Genomic DNA, 18,247 nt, shown 5'->3' with positions numbered 1-18,247 from the left:
GAATGACTCTTCGCGTCAACACCTAATGGCTTTTTATCGGATATTTAGACCAGACACCTTCAAGCACAAGGATAGGTTTTCTCCTGCCGTCGAAGCTGAAAAGCCGCATCCACTGTGGGATGCGGCTCATTCCGATGTTTACTCCCGGCGAGTTGCTTCGCGGTTTACTTCTTCTGCCGAAGTTCCTGCACGGGGTGCGGCCCGGCAAGTTCGAGGCGGTAGTCGATGCCGCTCTTCTTCATATTGGCGGTTACCACGTCTTCGCTCGGCACTCCCTGCGCGTTCAGAATGCTCTGGACCTTTGCATAGCGCGGGTTTTCCGGAAGTTTGTTGGCAGGGCCGATTTCGGTGTCGAAGGCGTTGAAGTCCACTTGGGTTGCGAGGATGTCGCGGACGTAGTCGATCTGCGACGCAAAAAGCAACGGCTTCGGGAATTGGGCGGGAACGACCTGCTCCGGATCGATCCCCTGCTGCTGCGCGATCTGTGCGATCGCCTGCAGATGGCTGAGCTCCATGTTGAGATGGGTCTCCCAGATGTTCTTGACCTGCCGGTCGGTTTCCTGCTCGAGGAACGACCAGTAGAGCCAACATTCGTTGTACTCGTGGAGAAGGGCATTCTCGATCCACGGGGTCTTCGGGTCGAGCAGACAGCCGTACTGGGTTACATGCTGCTCCTCGATCTGGGCGATCTCGAGGTACAGGCCGCGCCCCACCTGCTCCTTGAATGTGTTGCCGAGGTTCATGTAGAAGTTCATCGTCTGCTGCTCGCCGGCCACCAGCGTCAGGACGAAGAGCTTCGTCAGCGGGTCTGCAGCCTTGCGATCACACGGCTTGCGGATGTCGTCGAAGGCATGCCGGTGTTCCAGCTTCGTGGGGCGCCCCGGGGTTATTTCGGTCAACTTCCCGACGAGCTGCTCAGCCTTCATACCTTCCGTCATCTGCAGCAGGTTGGAGTAGCGATACAGGTGGTCAAAGTCCTCAAGGAGGCCGAAATCAAATACCTGCTTCACGTACTTGTCCGGCACATTCATCGCGAGAAAGGCCGTGAGATCGACCGCCACCTGCTCGTAACCGATCGTCGTCTCAAGGGGAGTTTCATCACCGGGAGAGAGCCAGTTGATGACCTTTTGTTGCTGCTGCTCGACCCTGCGGGTCAGCGCCAGCTGCTTTTTCAGCTCCATGTTGTCACAGTTGCGGGAAAACTGGTGGGAGAAGATGGCTCCTTCCACCTCGACACCGTTCATGAGGATGATGCGAGCCTTCGTATAGGGGTGGATGTCTTTCTTGTTGTACGGCTTCACGTTGAGCTCGGACCACGACCGCAACTGCTGCTCGATAGGGATACCGCGCTCTTTAAAGGGATTGAAACTCATACGATGGACCTCCTTTTCCTTAGTATTTACAAATTCTAGATGACCACCCCCACATGTCAAAGATGCGATTTTTAAGGATTTCGGACGGGAGGAATTGACGAGCCAGAAAAGGAGCACGAAAATGTGTGTCCACCGTCGCAAAAAAGGGGGGGCTTCCCGGAATTCTGGGGAAGGTGGGTTCAAGAATCCGGGTGCCCCCGCGCTGGAGCGTAGGCATCTTGCCTGCGATGGCGGCGCAGCCGCCACAGATCGCGCGGCTGGCGCCGCGGCTACAGGCTGGGAAGCCTGTGCTCCAGCGCGACGCCACTAGCGTCCCATCGCGTCAAAGGAAGCGGGTCTACTGCGCTGGGTTCCCGGAATTCCCCGGAATTCCCGGTTCTGGGAGAACCAAAAGGGGAACAACGGCAGCATCGCCAGCTGCCACGGTAGAGAGAGTCACTTTTGAAGGTGACATGCTACAAATGAGAGGGTACTATCTGCCGAAAACTACCACGCCCTCCGGAGGTGATGACTTTGAAAGCGTTTCTACCTTGCCTGCTTCTCGCCGCTCTCTTTTTGTCACAACCGATTGCCCATCGTGCATCAGCGGCAGAGCCCCCAAAGGGCACAGAGGAGAGGACAAAGGATAAGGACGGCGCGAAGGAAGCCGCAGCAGAGCGTATGGCAGAGCCCTCGGCTCCTGTTACTGCCAAGGGGACTGTCACGATCGAAGGGAAAAGGGTCAGCTATACCGCTACCACCGGAAGGCTGCCGGTCTTCAATGACGCCGGAGAGAGTGGCGCAGAGATCTTCTTTGTCGCCTACAACGCCGACAATCCCCGAAAGCGCCAGCGCCCGCTCCTCTTTGCCTTCAACGGCGGCCCCGGCGCGGCATCCGTGTGGCTGCACCTCGGCGCCCTCGGGCCGCGCAGGGTGGAGATGCTGCCGGACGGCAACATGCCACCCCCCCCCTTCAAGCTGGTGGACAACGAATCGAGCTGGCTCGACTGCGCCGACCTCGTCTTTGTCGACCCCGTCGGCACCGGCTTCAGCAGAGCGGTAAAGCCGGAGAACACCAAAAACTACGCAAACGTCCAGACCGACATCGAGACAGCGGGCAGGTTCATACGGCTGTACCTTTCACGTTACCAGAAGTGGGATGCGCCGATCTTTCTGGTGGGCGAAAGCTACGGATCGTTCCGCGTTGCGGGCCTCTCCGAGTACCTTGCGGAGCACGGTGTAGCCCTTAACGGCGTAATCCTCGTCTCCACCGTTCTCAACATGCAAACCCTTTCCTTTGACTTCGGGAACGACCTCCCCTACCCCCTATATCTCCCGAGCTACACGGCGACGGCGTGGTACCACAAGAAGCTCGCGCCGGAGTTGCAGGAGAACCTGGAAAAGGCGGTGGCACAGGCAGAAGAGTGGGCGGCAACGGAATACCAGGCGGCCCTCTTCCAAGGGGACCGGCTGCCCCCAGCACAGCGGCAGCAAGTCGTGCAGAAGCTCGCCTCCTTCACCGGGTTGAGTCCCGCCTTCGTCAGCGACCACAACCTCCGCATCGACAACCGCGCATTTTCGAAGGAACTGCTGAGGGACAGAAGGGAAATGGTCGGATTCATGGACAGCAGATTCCATGCGCTCAATTTCGACCTGTCACGAAGTCCCGGCTTTGACGCGACAGTAGCCACCATTCGTCCGCCGTACACCTCTCTCTTCAACAGGTACGTCAGGAAGGAACTGGGATATTCCACCGACCTCGAATACTTCGTCCTCGGCGGCGGGATCGGGCACTGGGACTGGCAGGCGAAAAACAGTTACGCTGATACCAGCGAGAACCTGAGGAACACCTTCGCAAAGAACGGACATATGAAGCTCTTCGTGGCCTCCGGGCTCTTCGACCTGGCTACCCCGCATTTTGCAGCGGAATACAGCCTATCCCAGCTTGGAGTAATCCCGAAATTTCGAGACAGCATCACGCTGCGCCGGTACAAATCCGGACACATGATGTACCTCGATATGAAGTCACTGGCGGATTTGAAGCGTGATGTTGCAGAGTTCCTGCGGAGCTCGCTCCCTCCACCGGATGGCAGATAGGACTGGTCCATATATGGCAGTGGCTTTTTACAGATCTAGTGGAGCCACCTTCAAGGGCGGCGGAACACCTACGGACTGCCCACGGAAAAGGGCGATGCTCTCCATGCATCGCCCTCTTTTCCTGAACCACTTTGTGTTATGCCGTTTCGCGTAACGCGCATGCTGCGCTAAGCTGCTGCGCGGCGCTTTCGGTAAAGCCACCCAAATGCGAGCCCCCCGCATAGAAGAAAGACTGTCCCAGGCTCAGGCACAGTCGGAGGGGGGAGATACTGACCGTCTCCGATAAAGAAGGTTCTTGAGCCATCCCATACATGGGCGGAGACTGCGTAGCCAGCGGTGTTTTCAAAGAGTACGGAGGCGGCATCCGTCCAGTTCCCCCCCAACTGGAAGGTGATCTCGCGAATGCGGTCCCCCGCCTGCCCCCTAATGTTGTTTACCTGGGTGTTGAAACTCCCAAACTCGGAAACATTCCCCCTGTTCGGCCTCGTGAAGTAATCGATTCTGTACAGGGAAGGATTGAGATAAATCCCGTCTTCATTGAGGAGGGTTAGATTGTTGACAAACCCACCAGTCTGGTTGAAGTTGAAAATGCTGGAGTTTAGAAAAAAATGCCCATCTGCCATGTTGGACCTTATGTCGAAGAAGGCACCACTCCCATTTAGAGAAACGTCGACCGTCCCATACAGAATACCGCCTGGTTGTGTCAGATCATAGTGGTAGGTAGGAACAGCAAAACAGTTCGTTGCAAATGTCAGGACCAATATAAAAGTAGTGGTTATTTTTTTCATGGTTCGTCCTTTTGGAAGATGAGATTAGGATGTCTTGGCCATCGTCCCTCTTGCCTTGCAATACCCGAAGGTTATACAGCCGTCATGCGGCGTTTGCTGTAGAGAGTAGCCACGAAAAGGCCACATCCTAGGAGCATCATTGTGCCAGGTTCAGGGACTACAGGGGGAACCGGCGCGCGCTCAACAGTGGCCCACTCTTCATACCCGTCATCTGATGGGTTCGGACTTCCGAAGGCGGAGTAGAGGATAAGGTAACTATCTTCACTGGCGCCAGCAAATACGCTGTTCGGGATGTAGGCCAGCATGTCACCGGCGCCGCTGCCGGAGTTGTTCAAGAGCTCGATCACATTGTCTGTCAGCCTGTCAAGACTCCACACGGGTGTCCCAAAATCCGCGAGATTCTCCGTTGTTGCCCCCCCAGTGGGTCGCAGGAAGAACTGCAGACTGAACAGCGAAAGCGTCTCCCCGGAACCGCCCGTCTCGTTAATATCCAGCAGGAAAGCGCGGTAATCCCCGACAACAGGGATGTCTCCCAGTTGGACATCGTGAGTGAAGTTCTTTCCATCAGCCTGTCCGGACTTGGTGTCGAAGGGCGTCCCCCCACTGGTGTTGTACCCCTGCTCGGTACCCGTTTCCTGGATGCGCACGAAGGAGTCGATTGCACCACTTCCGGTCCCCAGCGGATCTACTTGCTGAAATATCGCCCCGTCTATCACACCAACCGCACCGGGGGAGGTTAGATCCAGTGAAAAGGCATTTGCCGTTGCAGCACATAAAACCAAAATCGAAGCTAGAATTGACGACTTCATTTTGAGCCTCCTTTTCTCTTTACTGCCGCTTGTACCCAACTGCGATAATGATAGTAGAAACCTCTGCATCACACGCCGTCACTGCAATCTGCGCATCTCTCACATCTATGAGCTATCACCTCCAAATTTATTGATCTTTGCCGACGCCAATATAACCGTGAACCTTTTCCTTCTGAACAGGATAAAGGCAATAAGGGTGCCACAGGAATTTTGACAAATCAGGGAGTTACTAGAGACTTCGGATGCAGTCCCTGGAAGGGATGACGACGGAGAGACGACCAGTCGGTCATAAGAGGGATGTGTAAAAGTGTAAAGGCGGGTGGAAATTGTGTTAATTTTTTTAACACGGAAGGGGAAAGTGCAATCGGTGCGGCGGGGCCAGCAAGTTTATAATTCCTTTTTGGCCAGATTCTCAATTAAAGATCATCTTTAATTGGCAGAAGAAAAAGGCGATACCACAGCGGCTCGCCCTTTTGTCCAGCTCTCCACAGGAATGAGAAGGTCAGCGCCCTCGCGTCAGACAGGACAGGATTTCTCCCATCATTGCGTGCCCCGCAGCGTACCTTTCGGGTGAGGCTTCCTTCAGTTGCTCCTCACTTTGTACATAGACGTCCGGCACCAGTTCGTCACGGCAATGCTCCGTTATCGATTCCACTGCCTCCGGGGTCATCTCCAGGTGAAACTGAAGGCCGATGACCCTCTCCCCGATCTGAAATGCCTGATGCTCACATCCTGCGCTGCGAGCAAGGAGCACGGCGCCGGGAGGGAGATCGAAGGTTTCTCCGTGCCAGTGCAACACGACCGCCTCTTCCGGGAAGCGGAACGCCCCCGCCGAAGGAGTAGCCGAAACCGGAAACCACCCGATCTCCCTTTGTGCGTTGCGGTAGACGGCGGCACCGAGCGAGCTAGCGATGAGCTGGGCGCCGAGGCAGACTCCAAGCACCGCGGTCCCCCGTTCCACAGCCTCACGCACGAACGCTTTCTCCGCCGCAAGCCAGGGAAATGCGGCCTCGTCATTCACGCTCATCGGCCCGCCCATCGCCACGACAAGGTCTATTCCCTCCAGCTCCGGCAGCGGCTCGCCCGCGAAAAACCTGGTGCCGGTGACCTGAGCCCCCGCCCCTTCAAGCCATGTGCCGATGTACCCCAGCCCCTCGAACGGGACATGCTGTAAAAAATGCGCTCTCATCTCTTGGTGTCCTTTCAGTGAAGAATGGCTTTTCCAGTGTGCCGACTGTAGCAGAAGCGGTGAACATTTTCCCTGATCGAAGTCAAAAGGAGGAAGCTCCTCTGCCGTCGCTTCAATCAACCAGCCACAACAAAAAAAGGAGAAGAGCACATCCGGCCTCTTCTCCTTTTCAATTTACTCAGGGCTCCAGCATCACTACTCGCCCAGATAGGTGTATGACTGCAGCGTCTTGTCCAAGAGCTCCAGGAAGTGGCTGCTCTCCTCGATGGAGACCTTCTGCAGGGCCACGTCCTTTTCCAGGTTGTTGCGCACCCTCTTCAGGATCTCGCTGCTGTCGTACTGGACGTACTTGAGGCTCTCCCAGGTTGCGTCCCCGTTGATGACTGTGTCGATCTTGTAGTTCGTCTTCTTGTTGAAGGTGATATGCACGGCGTTCGTGTCGCCGAAGAGGTTGTGCATGTCGCCGAGGATCTCCTGGTATGCGCCGATCAGGAAGAAGCCGATGTAGTAGTCCTCGTCGTTGGCCATCTTGTGCAGCGGCAGCGCCTTCGTCCTGCCGTTCGCCCCCACAAAGCTGGTGATCTCGCCGTCCGAGTCGCAGGTGATGTCGGCGATGGAGGCAAGGACGTCCGGCTTCTCGTCCAGCCTCTGGATCGGGACGACCGGGAAGAGCTGGTCGATCGCCCAGGAGTCCGGGATGGACTGGAAGAGGGAGAAGTTGGAGAAATACGTCTGGCGCAGAGTGAGCTGGAAATTTTGCAGCTCGTCCGGCACCGGCTTCATCCTCTCCACGATGCTGCTGATCTTCCTGATGATCTTGCCGCAGATCCACTCCGCATTGGCGCGCTCGTTCATGTTGAGGTAGCCGAGGTTGAAGAGGCTCACCGACTCCTGGATCAGCTGGATGGTGTCGTGGTAGTCCTCGCGCAGGGAGTGGCGGTCGATGCTCTTGTAGATGTCCACCAGCTTCTTGACGGTCGGCGAGAGCTTCTCCTTGTCGGAGAGGATCGACTCGAAGTCCGGCATGAGCGTCTGGGTGTTGTTGTTGAGGACGTTCGTCACCAGCACCGAGTAGTGCGCGACGGTGGCGCGGCCGGACTCGGAGATGATGTTCGGGCAGTCGATTCCCGCCTCGTCGCAGATGTTTTTCACCTGGTACACGATGTCGTTCGCGTACTCCTCCAGGGAGTAGTTGACGCTGGAGAAGTAGCTCGACTTGGAACCGTCGTAGTCGACCCCCAGCCCGCCGCCGATGTCCAGGAACTCGAGATTGACCCCGAGCTTCTTCATCTCCACGTAGATCCTCGTCCCCTCGATGAGGGCGTTCTTGATCTTGTCGATCTTGGTGATCTGGCTCCCCACGTGGAAGTGGAGAAGCTTCACCGTATCGAGGAGGTTGTTGGCCCGCAGCATGTCGATGGCGGCGATGATCTCGGAGATCCTCAGGCCGAACTTCGCGTCCTCACCGCCGGAGGTCGCCCACTTGCCAATCCCTTTGGAGGAGAGCTTCACCCTGATGCCGAGCTTCGGCTTGATCCCCGTCTGCTTGGCGAGCGCCACGATCTTTTCCAGCTCGAAAAGCTTCTCCACCACGATGGTGATGTCGTAGCCGACGCGGGATGCGTACAATACCGTCTCGATGAACTCGGTGTCCTTGTAGCCGTTGCAGATGATCGGGAGCGGATTCCCGGCGGACATGGAGATCGCGGCGACGAGCTCAGGTTTGGAGCCGACCTCGAGCCCCATGTTGTACTTCTTGCCGAAGTTCGCTATAGCCTCCACGACCTGGCGCTGCTGGTTCACCTTGATCGGGTAGAAGGTCTGGTACTTCGCCGGATACTTGTTTTCCGCTATGGCATTCTTGAAAACCCTGTTGATGGAGGCGATACGCCCCTCGAGGATATTCATGAAACGCAGAAGAATTGGCGGCTTGATCTTGCGCTTGATCAGGTCGTCTACCAACGCCCTCATGTCGATGGAGTACTTCGACTCTGGGGAAGGGTGCACGCAGATGTTCCCCTTCTTGTTGATGGAGAAAAGACCTCCACCCCAGTTGTTGATGTTATAGATCTTCGCCGATTCGTTGATATTCCATTTGGGCATCGTTCAGTTCACCGGGTCGAGCGTGAGTGTGAGTGAAAGTATCAGGACAGGCGGCTTTTGAAATCGTCGTAGCCGAAGCTGCGAACGACCGTCAGCTCACCGGTCAGCGGCTCAAAGGTACAGATGTGCGGCAGCTGGATGCCGTTGAAGGTCGTCGTCTTCACCATGGTGTAGTGCGACATATCCAGGAACGGCAGCCGGGTCCCCGGCCGGAGCGGCGTGTCGAAAGACCAGTCGCCGATGACGTCCCCGGCAAGGCAGGAAGGCCCGCCGAGACGGTAGGTGTGCGCCTTTACGCCAGCCTCCGCCCCCCCTTCGATCTCGGGGCGGTACGGCATCTCCAGGATGTCCGGCATGTGGCAGGTCGCGGAGACGTCGAGGATGGCGATGTCCATCTGGTTGTGCACCACGTCGAGGACCTCGCTCACCAGGATGCCGGTGCCGATGACGACTGCCTCACCCGGCTCCAGGTAAACCTCGAGATCGTACTTCTCGCGGAAGTATTTGATGAGGCGGATCAGCCCCTCCACGTCGTACCCCTCGCGGGTGATGTGGTGCCCGCCCCCGAGGTTCAGCCACTTCATCCCCGGGAGGAACTCCCCGAACTTCTCCTCGAAAACCGCGGCAGTCCGCTCCAGCGGCTCGAAAAGCTGCTCGCACAGGGTGTGGAAATGAAGCCCCTCCACCCCTGCGAGGGAACGCCCTTCGAACTCCGCGCGCGGGATCCCCAGGCGCGACTTCGGGGCGCAGGGGTCGTAGATCTCGGTGTGCCCCTCGGTGTGCTCCGGATTGACCCTGAGGCCGATGGAGACACGCCCCGCCTCCTTCTCCCACAGGGGGCGAAAACGCTCCAGCTGGTTGAAGGAGTTGAACACCAGGTGGTTGGAGGTCTGGAGCAGCTCCCGCACGTCCTCTTCCTTGAAGGCGGCGGAGAAGCTGTGCACCTCGCGGCCGAACTCCTCGCGGCCGAGCCTCGCCTCCCACGGCGAGCTCGCGCAGACGCCGTGCAGCGTCTCCCTGATCACCGGAAAGGTGCACCAGGTGGAAAAGGCCTTCAGCGCCAGGAGGATCTTCGCGCCGCTGCGCTTTTGCACATCGTCCAGAATGGCGAGATTGTGCCGCAGCCGGCCGAGGTCAACCACGAACGCCGGGGATGGCGCGAGACGCGTCATCTCTTCAACGTGCAGCTTTGTCACTACGTAAGCTCCAGCCAGTCGCCGCCATCAACGACCTGCCACGGAAGACCCATCTCCGCGAGGGTCGCCAAAAACGGCTCCGGATCGAACTGCTCCATGTTCCACACGCCAGGCGCGTGCCACTTGCCGGTGAGCATCATGAGGGCTCCAACGACCGCCGGGACGCCGGTGGTGTAGCTGATCGCCTGGGACTGCACCTCTTTGAAGCACGCCTCGTGGTCGCAGATGTTGTAGATGTACACCTGCTTCCTCTGCCCGTCCTTGATCCCCTTGGCGACTACGCCGATGCAGGTGCGCCCCTTGGTGAGCGGCCCGAGGCTCCCCGGATCGGGAAGGACCGCCTTCAAAAACTGCAGCGGCACGATCTTCTGGCCGTTGTACTCGACCTCGTCGATGCGGGTCATGCCGACGTTCTGCAGCACCTCCAGGTGCTTGAGATAATTGTCGGAGAAGGTCATCCAGAACTGCGCCTTCTTGATGGTGGGGATGTGCTTCACCAGCGACTCCATCTCCTCATGGTACATGCGGTAGATGTTCATCGGGCCGATCCCCTCGGGGAAGTCGTAGCTGCGCTTCGTGGAAAGGGGAGCGGTCTCGACCCACTCGCCGTTTTCCCAGTGACGGCACGGAGCGGTCACCTCGCGGATGTTGATCTCCGGGTTGAAGTTCGTGGCGAAGGGCTGGCCGTGGTTGCCGGCGTTGGCATCGATGATGTCGATCTCGTGCACCTCGTCCAGGTACTTCTTCGCTGCGAGAGCGGTGAAGACGTTGGTGACCCCCGGATCGAAGCCGCTGCCGAGAAGCGCCATCAGCCCCTTCTCCTTGAAGCGGTCCTGGTAGGCCCACTGCCAGCTGTACTCGAACTTCGCAGTGTCGAGCGGCTCGTAGTTGGCGGTGTCGAGGTAGTCGACGCCGGTCTCCAGGCAGGCATCCATGATGGTGAGGTCCTGGTACGGCAAGGCGACGTTGATGACGAGGTTCGGCTGCTCGGCCTTTATCAGCGCCACCAGCTCCGGAACGTTGTCCGCATCGACCTGAGCGGTCTTGATCGGGAAATCTATCTGGGCGGCGATCGCCTTGCACTTCGACTCCGTGCGGGAAGCGAGGGTGATGGCGCTGATGGCGCCGGTAGCCGCGGCCTGGGCGCATTTGTGGGTGACGACGCCGCCGACTCCACCTGCCCCTATAATCAATACTTTGCTCATTATCGCCTCTCCTTGAAAACAGCTTTAACAGACCGAAGGCTGAACACAGGGGAAAATGTCCGGCAGCGTGCCGGCTTTCCATCAGTCTTCAGCCTTCACCCTTCAGCCTTGGTTAATAGTAGAACGTGGGGGGCGTCACCACCCAGAGGAGCTTTGCCTGCCCCTTCCCGACGTTTTTCACAGAATGTCTCTTGTCGGAGACAAAATAGAAGCACTCGTCCTTCGTTACAGTGTATACCTTGTCGTCGAGCTTTAACTGCACCTTTCCGGAAAGGACGTACGCAAATTCCTCCCCCTCGTGAAAGGGCTGCTCATCCATCTCTTCCCCGGGATCGAGCGTCACCAGCACCGGATCCATGTCGCGGTTCTGGGCGCCGGGTACGAGAAGCTCGACCTTTACGCCGTCGCTGTCCGCAGTCGCCTGAACCCGCGCGTCCTTTCCAAAGACGATGTCCTGATCGATGTCCTCGCTGAAGAACTCCTGCATGCTGATGCCGAAGACGTCGACGATATCCTTCAGGGTGGCTATGGAAGGGGACGTAGCATCGTTCTCGATCTGGGAAATGAATCCTTTGGTGAGGTCTGCGCGACTGGCCAGCTCTTCCTGAGTCAGGGAGTTGACCATCCTGAGCCGCTTCAACCTCTCACCGATCTTCACGAGGTCCTCCGGTTTAGTAAAGGTAAACATCTTGTATATCCTGACGCACTCTAGCAGTTACATTCCCCGCCGTCAACACAAAGTTTAGTAATGGTATACTTTCTGTTTATAGATTAGCGCATTCACATCATGATCCGAACAGCAGTGCACCCGAAAAGGTCACATAGTTAACATGTTACAGGTGACAGCCACCGCTGCCTCCCTCCCCTGCGAGCCTGCCGAAGCGGACCATGCCAGGTTGAAGCCTTTAGGATCTTTCCCTCACGCACAACTATTTCCCTTTACCAGTCCGGCTGTTGCCGCATTTATGGACCAGGAGTCAGTGGTACAACGAAGAAAAGAGAATCCTTCTTGTATTGCCAAAGAGCCAGAAAGGTTTTATGCTTTGTCCCTTGCACGAGCGGACACACATTCTGCATGAGAGAGAGGGAACCATGAACAAAAGAGTTGCGCTGCTTCTGAACCTGGCTATCGCGGCACTACTGGCAGGATCCGCCTATGGAGCGGAATCAACAGCCCCGGCGGCATCACAGAAGGCTCCGGCGACATCGGCTCCGGTCTTTGCATCGCTTTCCTCCGCAAAGACTGCGACTCCCGCCCCATCTTCTTCAGTCAAAGTCGGCTATGTCGACCTGACCAGGGTGGCAACAGAGTCTGAGACCGGAAAGGCCGCAAAAGCCGAATTGATAGCGAAGTCCGACAAGGCCCGCGCCAAGCTGCAGGCAAAGCAGAGCCAGCTGGAAAAACAGAAGAAGGCGATCGAGGCGAAGCTCCCGACCATGACTCCGCAGCAGCGTGAGGCGAAAGGGAAGGAATTTCAGAAAAAGGTGGAAGAGTACCAGAAAGTTCTGAGGGCGACCGAGCAGGAAATGATGGGGGCCGAGGACAAGGTAAAGGGGACGGTGCTGAAGGGGATCAAGGCGGCCGCCACTGAATACGGCAGGAATAACGGCTTTACGGTCGTCGTCGCCAAGGAGGAAATCCTCTTTCTCAGCGACTCCGTAACGACCGAGGACATCACCGACAAGGTGGCAAAGCTCCTCGACCAGAAGGGCACAGCGAAGTAAGCCTCACCCGCCGAAAATACGTCGAGACGCCCCGCGATGGAGCGTCTCGACGCACACCTTTCTTTTAAAACTCTCCTACTGGCATTCCAGTCCCAGCCGCAGGCTCTCCAGGTTTTTCTTCATCAAAGGCACAAACCCCACCCCCTTCTCCAGATCGTCCCGGCTTATGTTGTGCGAGGCATTGAGGGTCAGGACCTTGGCACCGGTCTCGCGTGCGATCATTTCAGCGGTGGCAGGTGAAAGGAGCTCTTCGGTGAAGACATAGTGCAGGCGGTTTTCCTTCATGAGCCTTACGAGAGCCGCCAGCTTGTCCGGGGTGGGCTCCGCATCGGGATTCAGCGCCTGCGCGGACTTGTAGGTGAGGTGGTAGCGAGCAGCGAGGTACCCGAAGGCGAAGTGCCCCCCCTCCAGGAAAATCTTCTTGCGGCAGTTGGCGAGCCCCGACCTGTACTCGTCATCGAGTTTTCTGAGCTCTTCCTTCAGCCCCGCCGCGTGCGTCTGATAATACTCCCGGTTCGCCGGATCCTTCGCCACCAGACCTTTGGCGATGTTGTCCACCATAATCTGTGCGTTACCAAAGTCGAGCCAGATATGGGGATCGACCCCTCCATCGTGCTCCGGCGCGGCGCCATGCTGATGCGCGTCGACCGCCCCACCGTCCCCCTTGAGGAAGTTGACCCCGATACTCGAATCGATGATGGCAGGATCGTGCGACAGCGTGCCGACGAGCTTTGCCGCCCACGGCTCCATGTACTCATTCGTGTAGATGATCACGTCCGCCTTGTTGAGGCGCACGATGTCGTTCGGCTTCGGCTCGAAGCTGTGCGGCTCTATCCCCGGCGGAAGGAGCATGACCACGTCCGCTCTGTCTCCGGCAATCTGCCTGGTGAAGTCGTACAAGGGAAAGAGCGTGGTGATAACAGTGAGCTTTTTCGCCCCGGAAGCCGGTGCCGCAGCCTCTTTTTTGGTGCAGCCGACGGTACAGGCGATACAGAGGATCAAAAGGATCATGACCAAAATAGTGCGTTTCACAGCGCCTCCTATATGACATGTGAAAATGTGCTTGTTCTGCAATTCAGGAGAACGTGGCTTAGTCGAGGGCATCACGTTCCCCCATTTCCGAAGGTCCATCCGGGAATTCCGTGGGAGTGTGGGTACATTGCCACGAAGCACTGCAGATGGCCTCACGTTCCCCCCTTTGCGAAGGGGGGACAGGGGGGATTTGCCTTTCAGGCCATCACCCGACCACTCCTTTCCGATCACACCGGCACCGCGCCGACCAGCACAACGACGGACCGCGCCCGCACGAGGTACTTCCTGGAGCTAAGTACCGTCGGCCCGTTCTGGTCCACGATATCCTCCGGGCTCGGCAGGCTGGTATCGACGACGCGTCTCCACTCTCCCGGCTTTTTCTCCTGCACGATAAAGGGAAGGTCCTCCCAGTACGCATTGATCATGACGTAGATGTCGCAATCCCTCTGCGATGCGCCGCGCAGGCAGAAGGCAACCGCGTGCGAGTCGTCGCCGTAGTCCACTCCGCCGCTGGCGCCGTACCAGCTCACATCATCCCGCCAGAAGCGGCTGCGGCCGAGGGAGGGGTGCGCCTTCCTGAAGGAAATCATCTCCTTGAAGAAGCGGAAGATCTCCCTGTTCTTTTCCAGCAGATTCCAGTCGAGCCAGCTCGTCTCGTTGTCCTGGTTGTAGGGGTTATTGTTGCCGTGCTGGGTGTTCATGAACTCGTCGCCGGCGCGAAACATCGGCGTGCCGTTGGAGAGAAAGAGGATGCAGCAGAAATTCTTCACCTGCCGCCTGCGCAGCTCCAGCACCTCCGGCGGCGCCCCTTCGTCCCCTTCCCACCCGCAGTTCCAGCTCAGGTTGTAATCGGCCCCGTCCTCGTTGTTGTGGCCGTTTGCCAGGTTGTGCTTCTCGTTGTACGCCACGAGGTCGTAAAGACAGAAGCCGTCGTGCGCGGTGATGAAATTGACGCTCTGGTAAGCGTGGTAGGCGTCGGCCAGGTTGTCCGGGAAGAGGTCGTCGCTGCCGTACAGTGAGCTCATGAAAGAAGCCACCCGTCCGCGGTCCCCACGCACGAAAGCGCGTACCTCATCACGGAACCTGCCGTTCCACTGCAGCCAGGTGATCCCGGGAAAGTCGTGCCCGAGCTGGTAGCTCAGAGGATCCCACGCCTCCGCGATCAGCCGGATCGGCGCGTAGAACTCGAGGCCGCTGATGGCGGAGATGATCGGCGGGTCGTCGAGGTTGACCCGCCCTTCCCTGTCGCGCGTGAAGATCGTGGCAAGATCGAAGCGGAAGCCGTCGACCCGCATCTCGTGGGTCCAGTAGTTCAGACTGTCCACGATCATGCGCTGCACGCCCTGGTTGGAGCTGTCCAGCACGTTGCCGGTCCCCGCGTCGTTTCTGTACTCTTTCCCGTCCGCGGACATGAGGTAGTAACTGCGGTTGTCGATACCGCGGAAGCTGTAGGTCGGCCCGCGCTGGTCCCCCTCGGCGGTGTGATTGTACACCACGTCCAGCACAACCTCGATTCCGGCTGCATGAAAGGCCTTCACCATCTCGCGGAACTCCCGCAGCACCGCGTCGGGGGCGCCCGCCTCTTTACCGTAGGAGACATGGGGGGTGAAGAAGTTGAGGGTCATGTACCCCCAATAGTTCCCCTCCTGGGGGTCGTACTGGTGCACCGGCAGAAGCTCGAGGACCGTCACCCCCAGTTCCTGGAGATAGGGGATCTTCTCGGCCAGCCCGGCGAATGTCCCCCTTTTTTCAGGGGAGATCTGGCCGTCGAGCTTCGTGAACCCCTTCACGTGCAGCTCGTAGATGACCGTGTCGTGCCCGTGGAGCGGGCGGCGGTCTCCGCCCCAGTCGAAGCTCTCTTCTTTCCGCGGGATGAGGCCGAGCGGCGCGCTCCCGTCGTTGCTCCCCTCGGAGCGTGCCAGCTCGCGCGAAAAATTCTCCGGGAAGAACACCCCTCTCGCGTGCGGGTCGAGGAGCACCTTGTCGGGGTCGAAATAGTGCCCGCGGTCCGGGTCGAGGGGCCCCGTGACGCGATAGCCGTAATAACCTCCTTCCGGCACCTGGCTCGCCGGAATCCGGCAATGCCACACCCTCCCCGTCTTGTTCTTCAGATAGTTCATCGGAAAGGAGAGCACGGGGATGACCACGTCCTGCGGGGAATAAAGGAGCAGGGTCACGCCGGTGGCGTAGCGTGAGTAGAGCGCGAAGTTGCAGGCATTCCCCTGATCCACCCAGACCGCGCCCAGAGGCGTCGGCGTCCCCTCGATGCGACCCCAGTTGTTCGATCTTCTCTCGACGAAGGCTTGACCGTACACGGAGATTACCCCTCTCGACTGCAGTATGGGGGACTGGCTCCTTTGTCAAAAGGTGCCTGTCCCCCTCCGATCCGGCACTCATGAATCTGGCTGCTGCAGAAAGCTGTACCATAGAGACGGGAGATGGGAAAGCCATTAATGACGTCTTTCACACATCGAGTGAGGCGAGATATGCTGCAGGGAACGGCAAGGGTGTCACTCCAGGAGCCGGGCGGCCTCGCGGTCCACGAGCCAAAGGAGCTCACCCCGCACCGGGGCTATGAGTCGGGCCGGGAGCTGCGCATCCCCTTCCAGCACTTCTTTAAGGACGGCGGCCTTTTCACTCCCTGACACAATGAAAGCGACCTTCGCCGCCTGGTTGAGGATCGGCGCCGTGAGGGTCACCCGGTTCATCTTCGCCCCCTCCTGGTACACCGGTGCGACCCAGCGCTCCGCTTCGTCCAGCGCCGGAGTGCCCGGAAAAAGGGACGCGGTATGCCCGTCCCCCCCCAGCCCCAGAAGGACCAGATCGAAGCGGGGGGGTCTCCCGGCGAAGTGGTCCATGAGCATCGCCTCGTAGCGGGAGGCGCACCGCTCAGGCTCACCCTCCGTGGGTATCGCGCGAATCTGGGACTCGGCGAGCGGGACGTGATCGAGCAGGGCCCGCCGCGCCATCTGCACGTTGCTGCGCTCGTCGGCGTGAGGGACGAGCCGCTCGTCGGCGAAAAAGACCTGCACGCCGTGCCACGGGATGTGGGAACGCAGCGGCTTCTCGGCAAGGAGCTGGTAGGCGCGGCGCGGCGTCTCCCCGCCGGAGATGCAGACGGAAAAGGAGCCGGCCGCCGGCACGACCCGGCGCGCCTCCTGAGCGAAGAGTTCCGCCGCGGCCCGGCTCAGGGTTTCGTGGTCGTCATAAATCTTTAACACTTCATCACCCCTTCCTCCTGCATCACCACGGGCTGCACCCAGCTGTGACCGCTCTTGGCGATGAGAAGATCCGCGCTCTCCGGCCCGAAGCTCCCTGCGGGGTAGTCGGGGAAGGAAGTGGGCGGAACCGAGTCCCACACTTCCAGAATGGGGGAGATAACGCTCCAGGCGCTCTCCACCTGGTCCGCCCGCATGAAAAGCGTCGCGTCGGCGCGTATGACATCCAGAAGGAGCGTCTCGTACGCCTCGGGGGGCTCCGTCCTGAAGGCCTCGCGGTAGCGAAACTGCATCTCCGCGGGCCCGAGAAGCACCCGCGTGCCGGGCTGCTTCACCTGGATCCGGGTCACGATCCCCTCCTCCGGCTGGATCCTGATCACCATCCGGTTCGGCTGCCAGCTCTCCACGGCGGCGCTCGGAAACATCTGGTGCGGCGCGGGGCGGAACATGATGGTGACCTCGGAGGCTTTGGTGTGCAGCCTCTTTCCGGTGCGAAGGTAAAATGGCACCCCCTGCCAGCGCCAGTTCTCCACGAAGAGCTTTAAAGCGGCAAAGGTCTCGGTGAGGGAATCGGGCGCCACCCCCGGCTCCTCCCGGTATCCCGGGACCGTTTCACCGTTCATCTCGCCGCGCCGGTACTGTCCCCGCACCGCCACCGAGTGCACCTCTTCCGGCCGGATCGGGCGGATCGCGCGCAGCACGTCGACCTTCTTGTTGCGCACCTCATCGGCGGCAAAGGAGACAGGAGGCTCCATGGCAACGAGGCAGAGGATCTGCAGCAGGTGGTTTTGCACCATGTCGCGCAGGGCGCCTGCCCGCTCGTAGTACTCGCCGCGCGACTCCACCCCCACCGTCTCCGCCACCGTGATCTGCACGTGGTCGATGTAGCGGCGGTTCCAGATCGGCTCGAAGAGGGAGTTGGCGAAGCGAAAGGCCAGGATGTTCTGCACCGTCTCCTTCCCGAGGTAGTGGTCGATGCGGTAGATCTGCGACTCGGCGAAGAGGGAATCGATGAGGCGGTTCAGCGAGCGGGCGGATGCGAGGTCGCGGCCGAACGGCTTTTCGATGACGATGCGGTCCCGGGTGCAGTCGCGGCAGACTCCGAGCTGCTCCAGGTGGCGCGCCGCCGCTTCAAAAAGCTCCGGAGCGATGGCGAGGTAGTAGACGCGGTTCGCGCGTTTGCTCCAGTGGCTGTCCACCTCGGCAAGCTTCTCGCCGAGGGTGTTGCCGGTGGGGGGAACGCTCAAGTCCTCCGAGAGGTAGGTAATGTTTGCCGCAAACCTGTTCCACTGCTCGTCCTTTGTCGGACCGCGCCGGGAAAATTCGTCCACCGCTTCACGCAGGTGCTGGCGGTACGCCTCGTCGCTCAACTCCTTCCGGGAGACGCCGATGATCGAGAAGGTGTCGGGGAGGTAGCGGTCCAGGAAGAGGTTGTAGAGCGCAGGCACGAGCTTGCGCCGGGCGAGATCCCCACGCGCTCCGAGAATGACAATCACCACAGGGTCGAGGTTGAGATTTCTGGGCATGTTTTTC

Annotated in this window: 14 protein-coding genes; 2 read left to right on the top strand and 12 right to left on the bottom strand. The window is 59.1% G+C overall.

Annotation, left to right across the window (positions count from 1 at the left end):
* Positions 1 to 164: 164 nt before the first annotated feature.
* Complete coding sequence (locus LPW11_RS18965; RefSeq protein WP_230995436.1) at positions 165 to 1,373, bottom strand: hypothetical protein; 1,209 nt, start codon at positions 1,371 to 1,373, stop codon at positions 165 to 167.
* Positions 1,374 to 2,033: 660 nt separating this feature from the next.
* Between LPW11_RS18965 and LPW11_RS18960 the strand changes: the two genes are divergently transcribed.
* On the top strand, positions 2,034 to 3,449 hold the full coding sequence (locus tag LPW11_RS18960) for a S10 family peptidase (RefSeq protein ID WP_230995435.1): 1,416 nt from the start codon (positions 2,034 to 2,036) through the stop codon (positions 3,447 to 3,449).
* 167 nt (positions 3,450 to 3,616) lie between these two features.
* On the opposite strand, the gene LPW11_RS18955 is transcribed toward LPW11_RS18960, so the two are convergent.
* From LPW11_RS18955 to LPW11_RS18925, 7 genes are all read right to left on the bottom strand, one after another.
* Positions 3,617 to 4,237: a PEP-CTERM sorting domain-containing protein gene (locus tag LPW11_RS18955; protein ID WP_230995434.1), complete on the bottom strand. Its 621-nt coding sequence runs from the start codon at positions 4,235 to 4,237 to the stop codon at positions 3,617 to 3,619.
* Positions 4,238 to 4,308: 71 nt separating this feature from the next.
* Positions 4,309 to 5,046 (bottom strand): PEP-CTERM sorting domain-containing protein, encoded by a 738-nt coding sequence (locus tag LPW11_RS18950; protein WP_230995433.1) that lies wholly within the window; start codon positions 5,044 to 5,046, stop codon positions 4,309 to 4,311.
* Between the two features lie 502 nt (positions 5,047 to 5,548).
* Positions 5,549 to 6,235 (bottom strand): type 1 glutamine amidotransferase, encoded by a 687-nt coding sequence (locus LPW11_RS18945; protein WP_230995432.1) that lies wholly within the window; start codon positions 6,233 to 6,235, stop codon positions 5,549 to 5,551.
* 195 nt (positions 6,236 to 6,430) lie between these two features.
* Positions 6,431 to 8,338 carry a biosynthetic arginine decarboxylase gene (speA, locus tag LPW11_RS18940; protein WP_230995431.1) on the bottom strand — a complete coding sequence of 636 codons (1,908 nt, stop codon included), beginning with the start codon at positions 8,336 to 8,338 and terminating at the stop codon, positions 6,431 to 6,433.
* Positions 8,339 to 8,379: 41 nt separating this feature from the next.
* Entirely contained in the window at positions 8,380 to 9,510 is a 1,131-nt protein-coding gene (nspC, locus tag LPW11_RS18935; protein WP_442899828.1) for a carboxynorspermidine decarboxylase, read from the bottom strand.
* A 23-nt stretch (positions 9,511 to 9,533) separates the two neighbouring features.
* A complete protein-coding gene (locus LPW11_RS18930; protein WP_230995429.1) occupies positions 9,534 to 10,739 on the bottom strand; it encodes a saccharopine dehydrogenase family protein in 1,206 nt (401 codons plus the stop codon).
* A 112-nt stretch (positions 10,740 to 10,851) separates the two neighbouring features.
* Entirely contained in the window at positions 10,852 to 11,397 is a 546-nt protein-coding gene (locus LPW11_RS18925; RefSeq protein ID WP_230998324.1) for a helix-turn-helix domain-containing protein, read from the bottom strand.
* A gap of 434 nt (positions 11,398 to 11,831) precedes the next feature.
* Here LPW11_RS18925 and LPW11_RS18920 point away from each other — a divergent pair, with 434 nt between their 5' ends.
* On the top strand, positions 11,832 to 12,464 hold the full coding sequence (locus LPW11_RS18920) for an OmpH family outer membrane protein (RefSeq protein ID WP_230995428.1): 633 nt from the start codon (positions 11,832 to 11,834) through the stop codon (positions 12,462 to 12,464).
* Between the two features lie 75 nt (positions 12,465 to 12,539).
* On the opposite strand, the gene LPW11_RS18915 is transcribed toward LPW11_RS18920, so the two are convergent.
* From LPW11_RS18915 to zwf, 4 genes are all read right to left on the bottom strand, one after another.
* Positions 12,540 to 13,496, bottom strand: coding sequence for a metal ABC transporter solute-binding protein, Zn/Mn family (locus LPW11_RS18915; RefSeq protein ID WP_230995427.1), 957 nt, complete (start codon positions 13,494 to 13,496; stop codon positions 12,540 to 12,542).
* 227 nt (positions 13,497 to 13,723) lie between these two features.
* Entirely contained in the window at positions 13,724 to 15,811 is a 2,088-nt protein-coding gene (locus tag LPW11_RS18910) for a glycogen debranching protein (protein ID WP_230995426.1), read from the bottom strand.
* 195 nt (positions 15,812 to 16,006) lie between these two features.
* Entirely contained in the window at positions 16,007 to 16,717 is a 711-nt protein-coding gene (gene pgl, locus LPW11_RS18905; protein WP_230995425.1) for a 6-phosphogluconolactonase, read from the bottom strand.
* Positions 16,711 to 18,240, bottom strand: coding sequence for a glucose-6-phosphate dehydrogenase (gene zwf, locus LPW11_RS18900; RefSeq protein WP_230995424.1), 1,530 nt, complete (start codon positions 18,238 to 18,240; stop codon positions 16,711 to 16,713). The genes pgl and zwf overlap by 7 nt, the downstream gene beginning before the upstream one ends.
* Positions 18,241 to 18,247 lie beyond the last annotated feature (7 nt).

It is taken from the genome of Geomonas sp. RF6 (assembly GCF_021044625.1).
Classification (GTDB): domain Bacteria; phylum Desulfobacterota; class Desulfuromonadia; order Geobacterales; family Geobacteraceae; genus RF6.
Note: the sequence above shows the minus strand (reverse complement) of the source record. Positions and strands in the feature narration are given on the sequence as shown.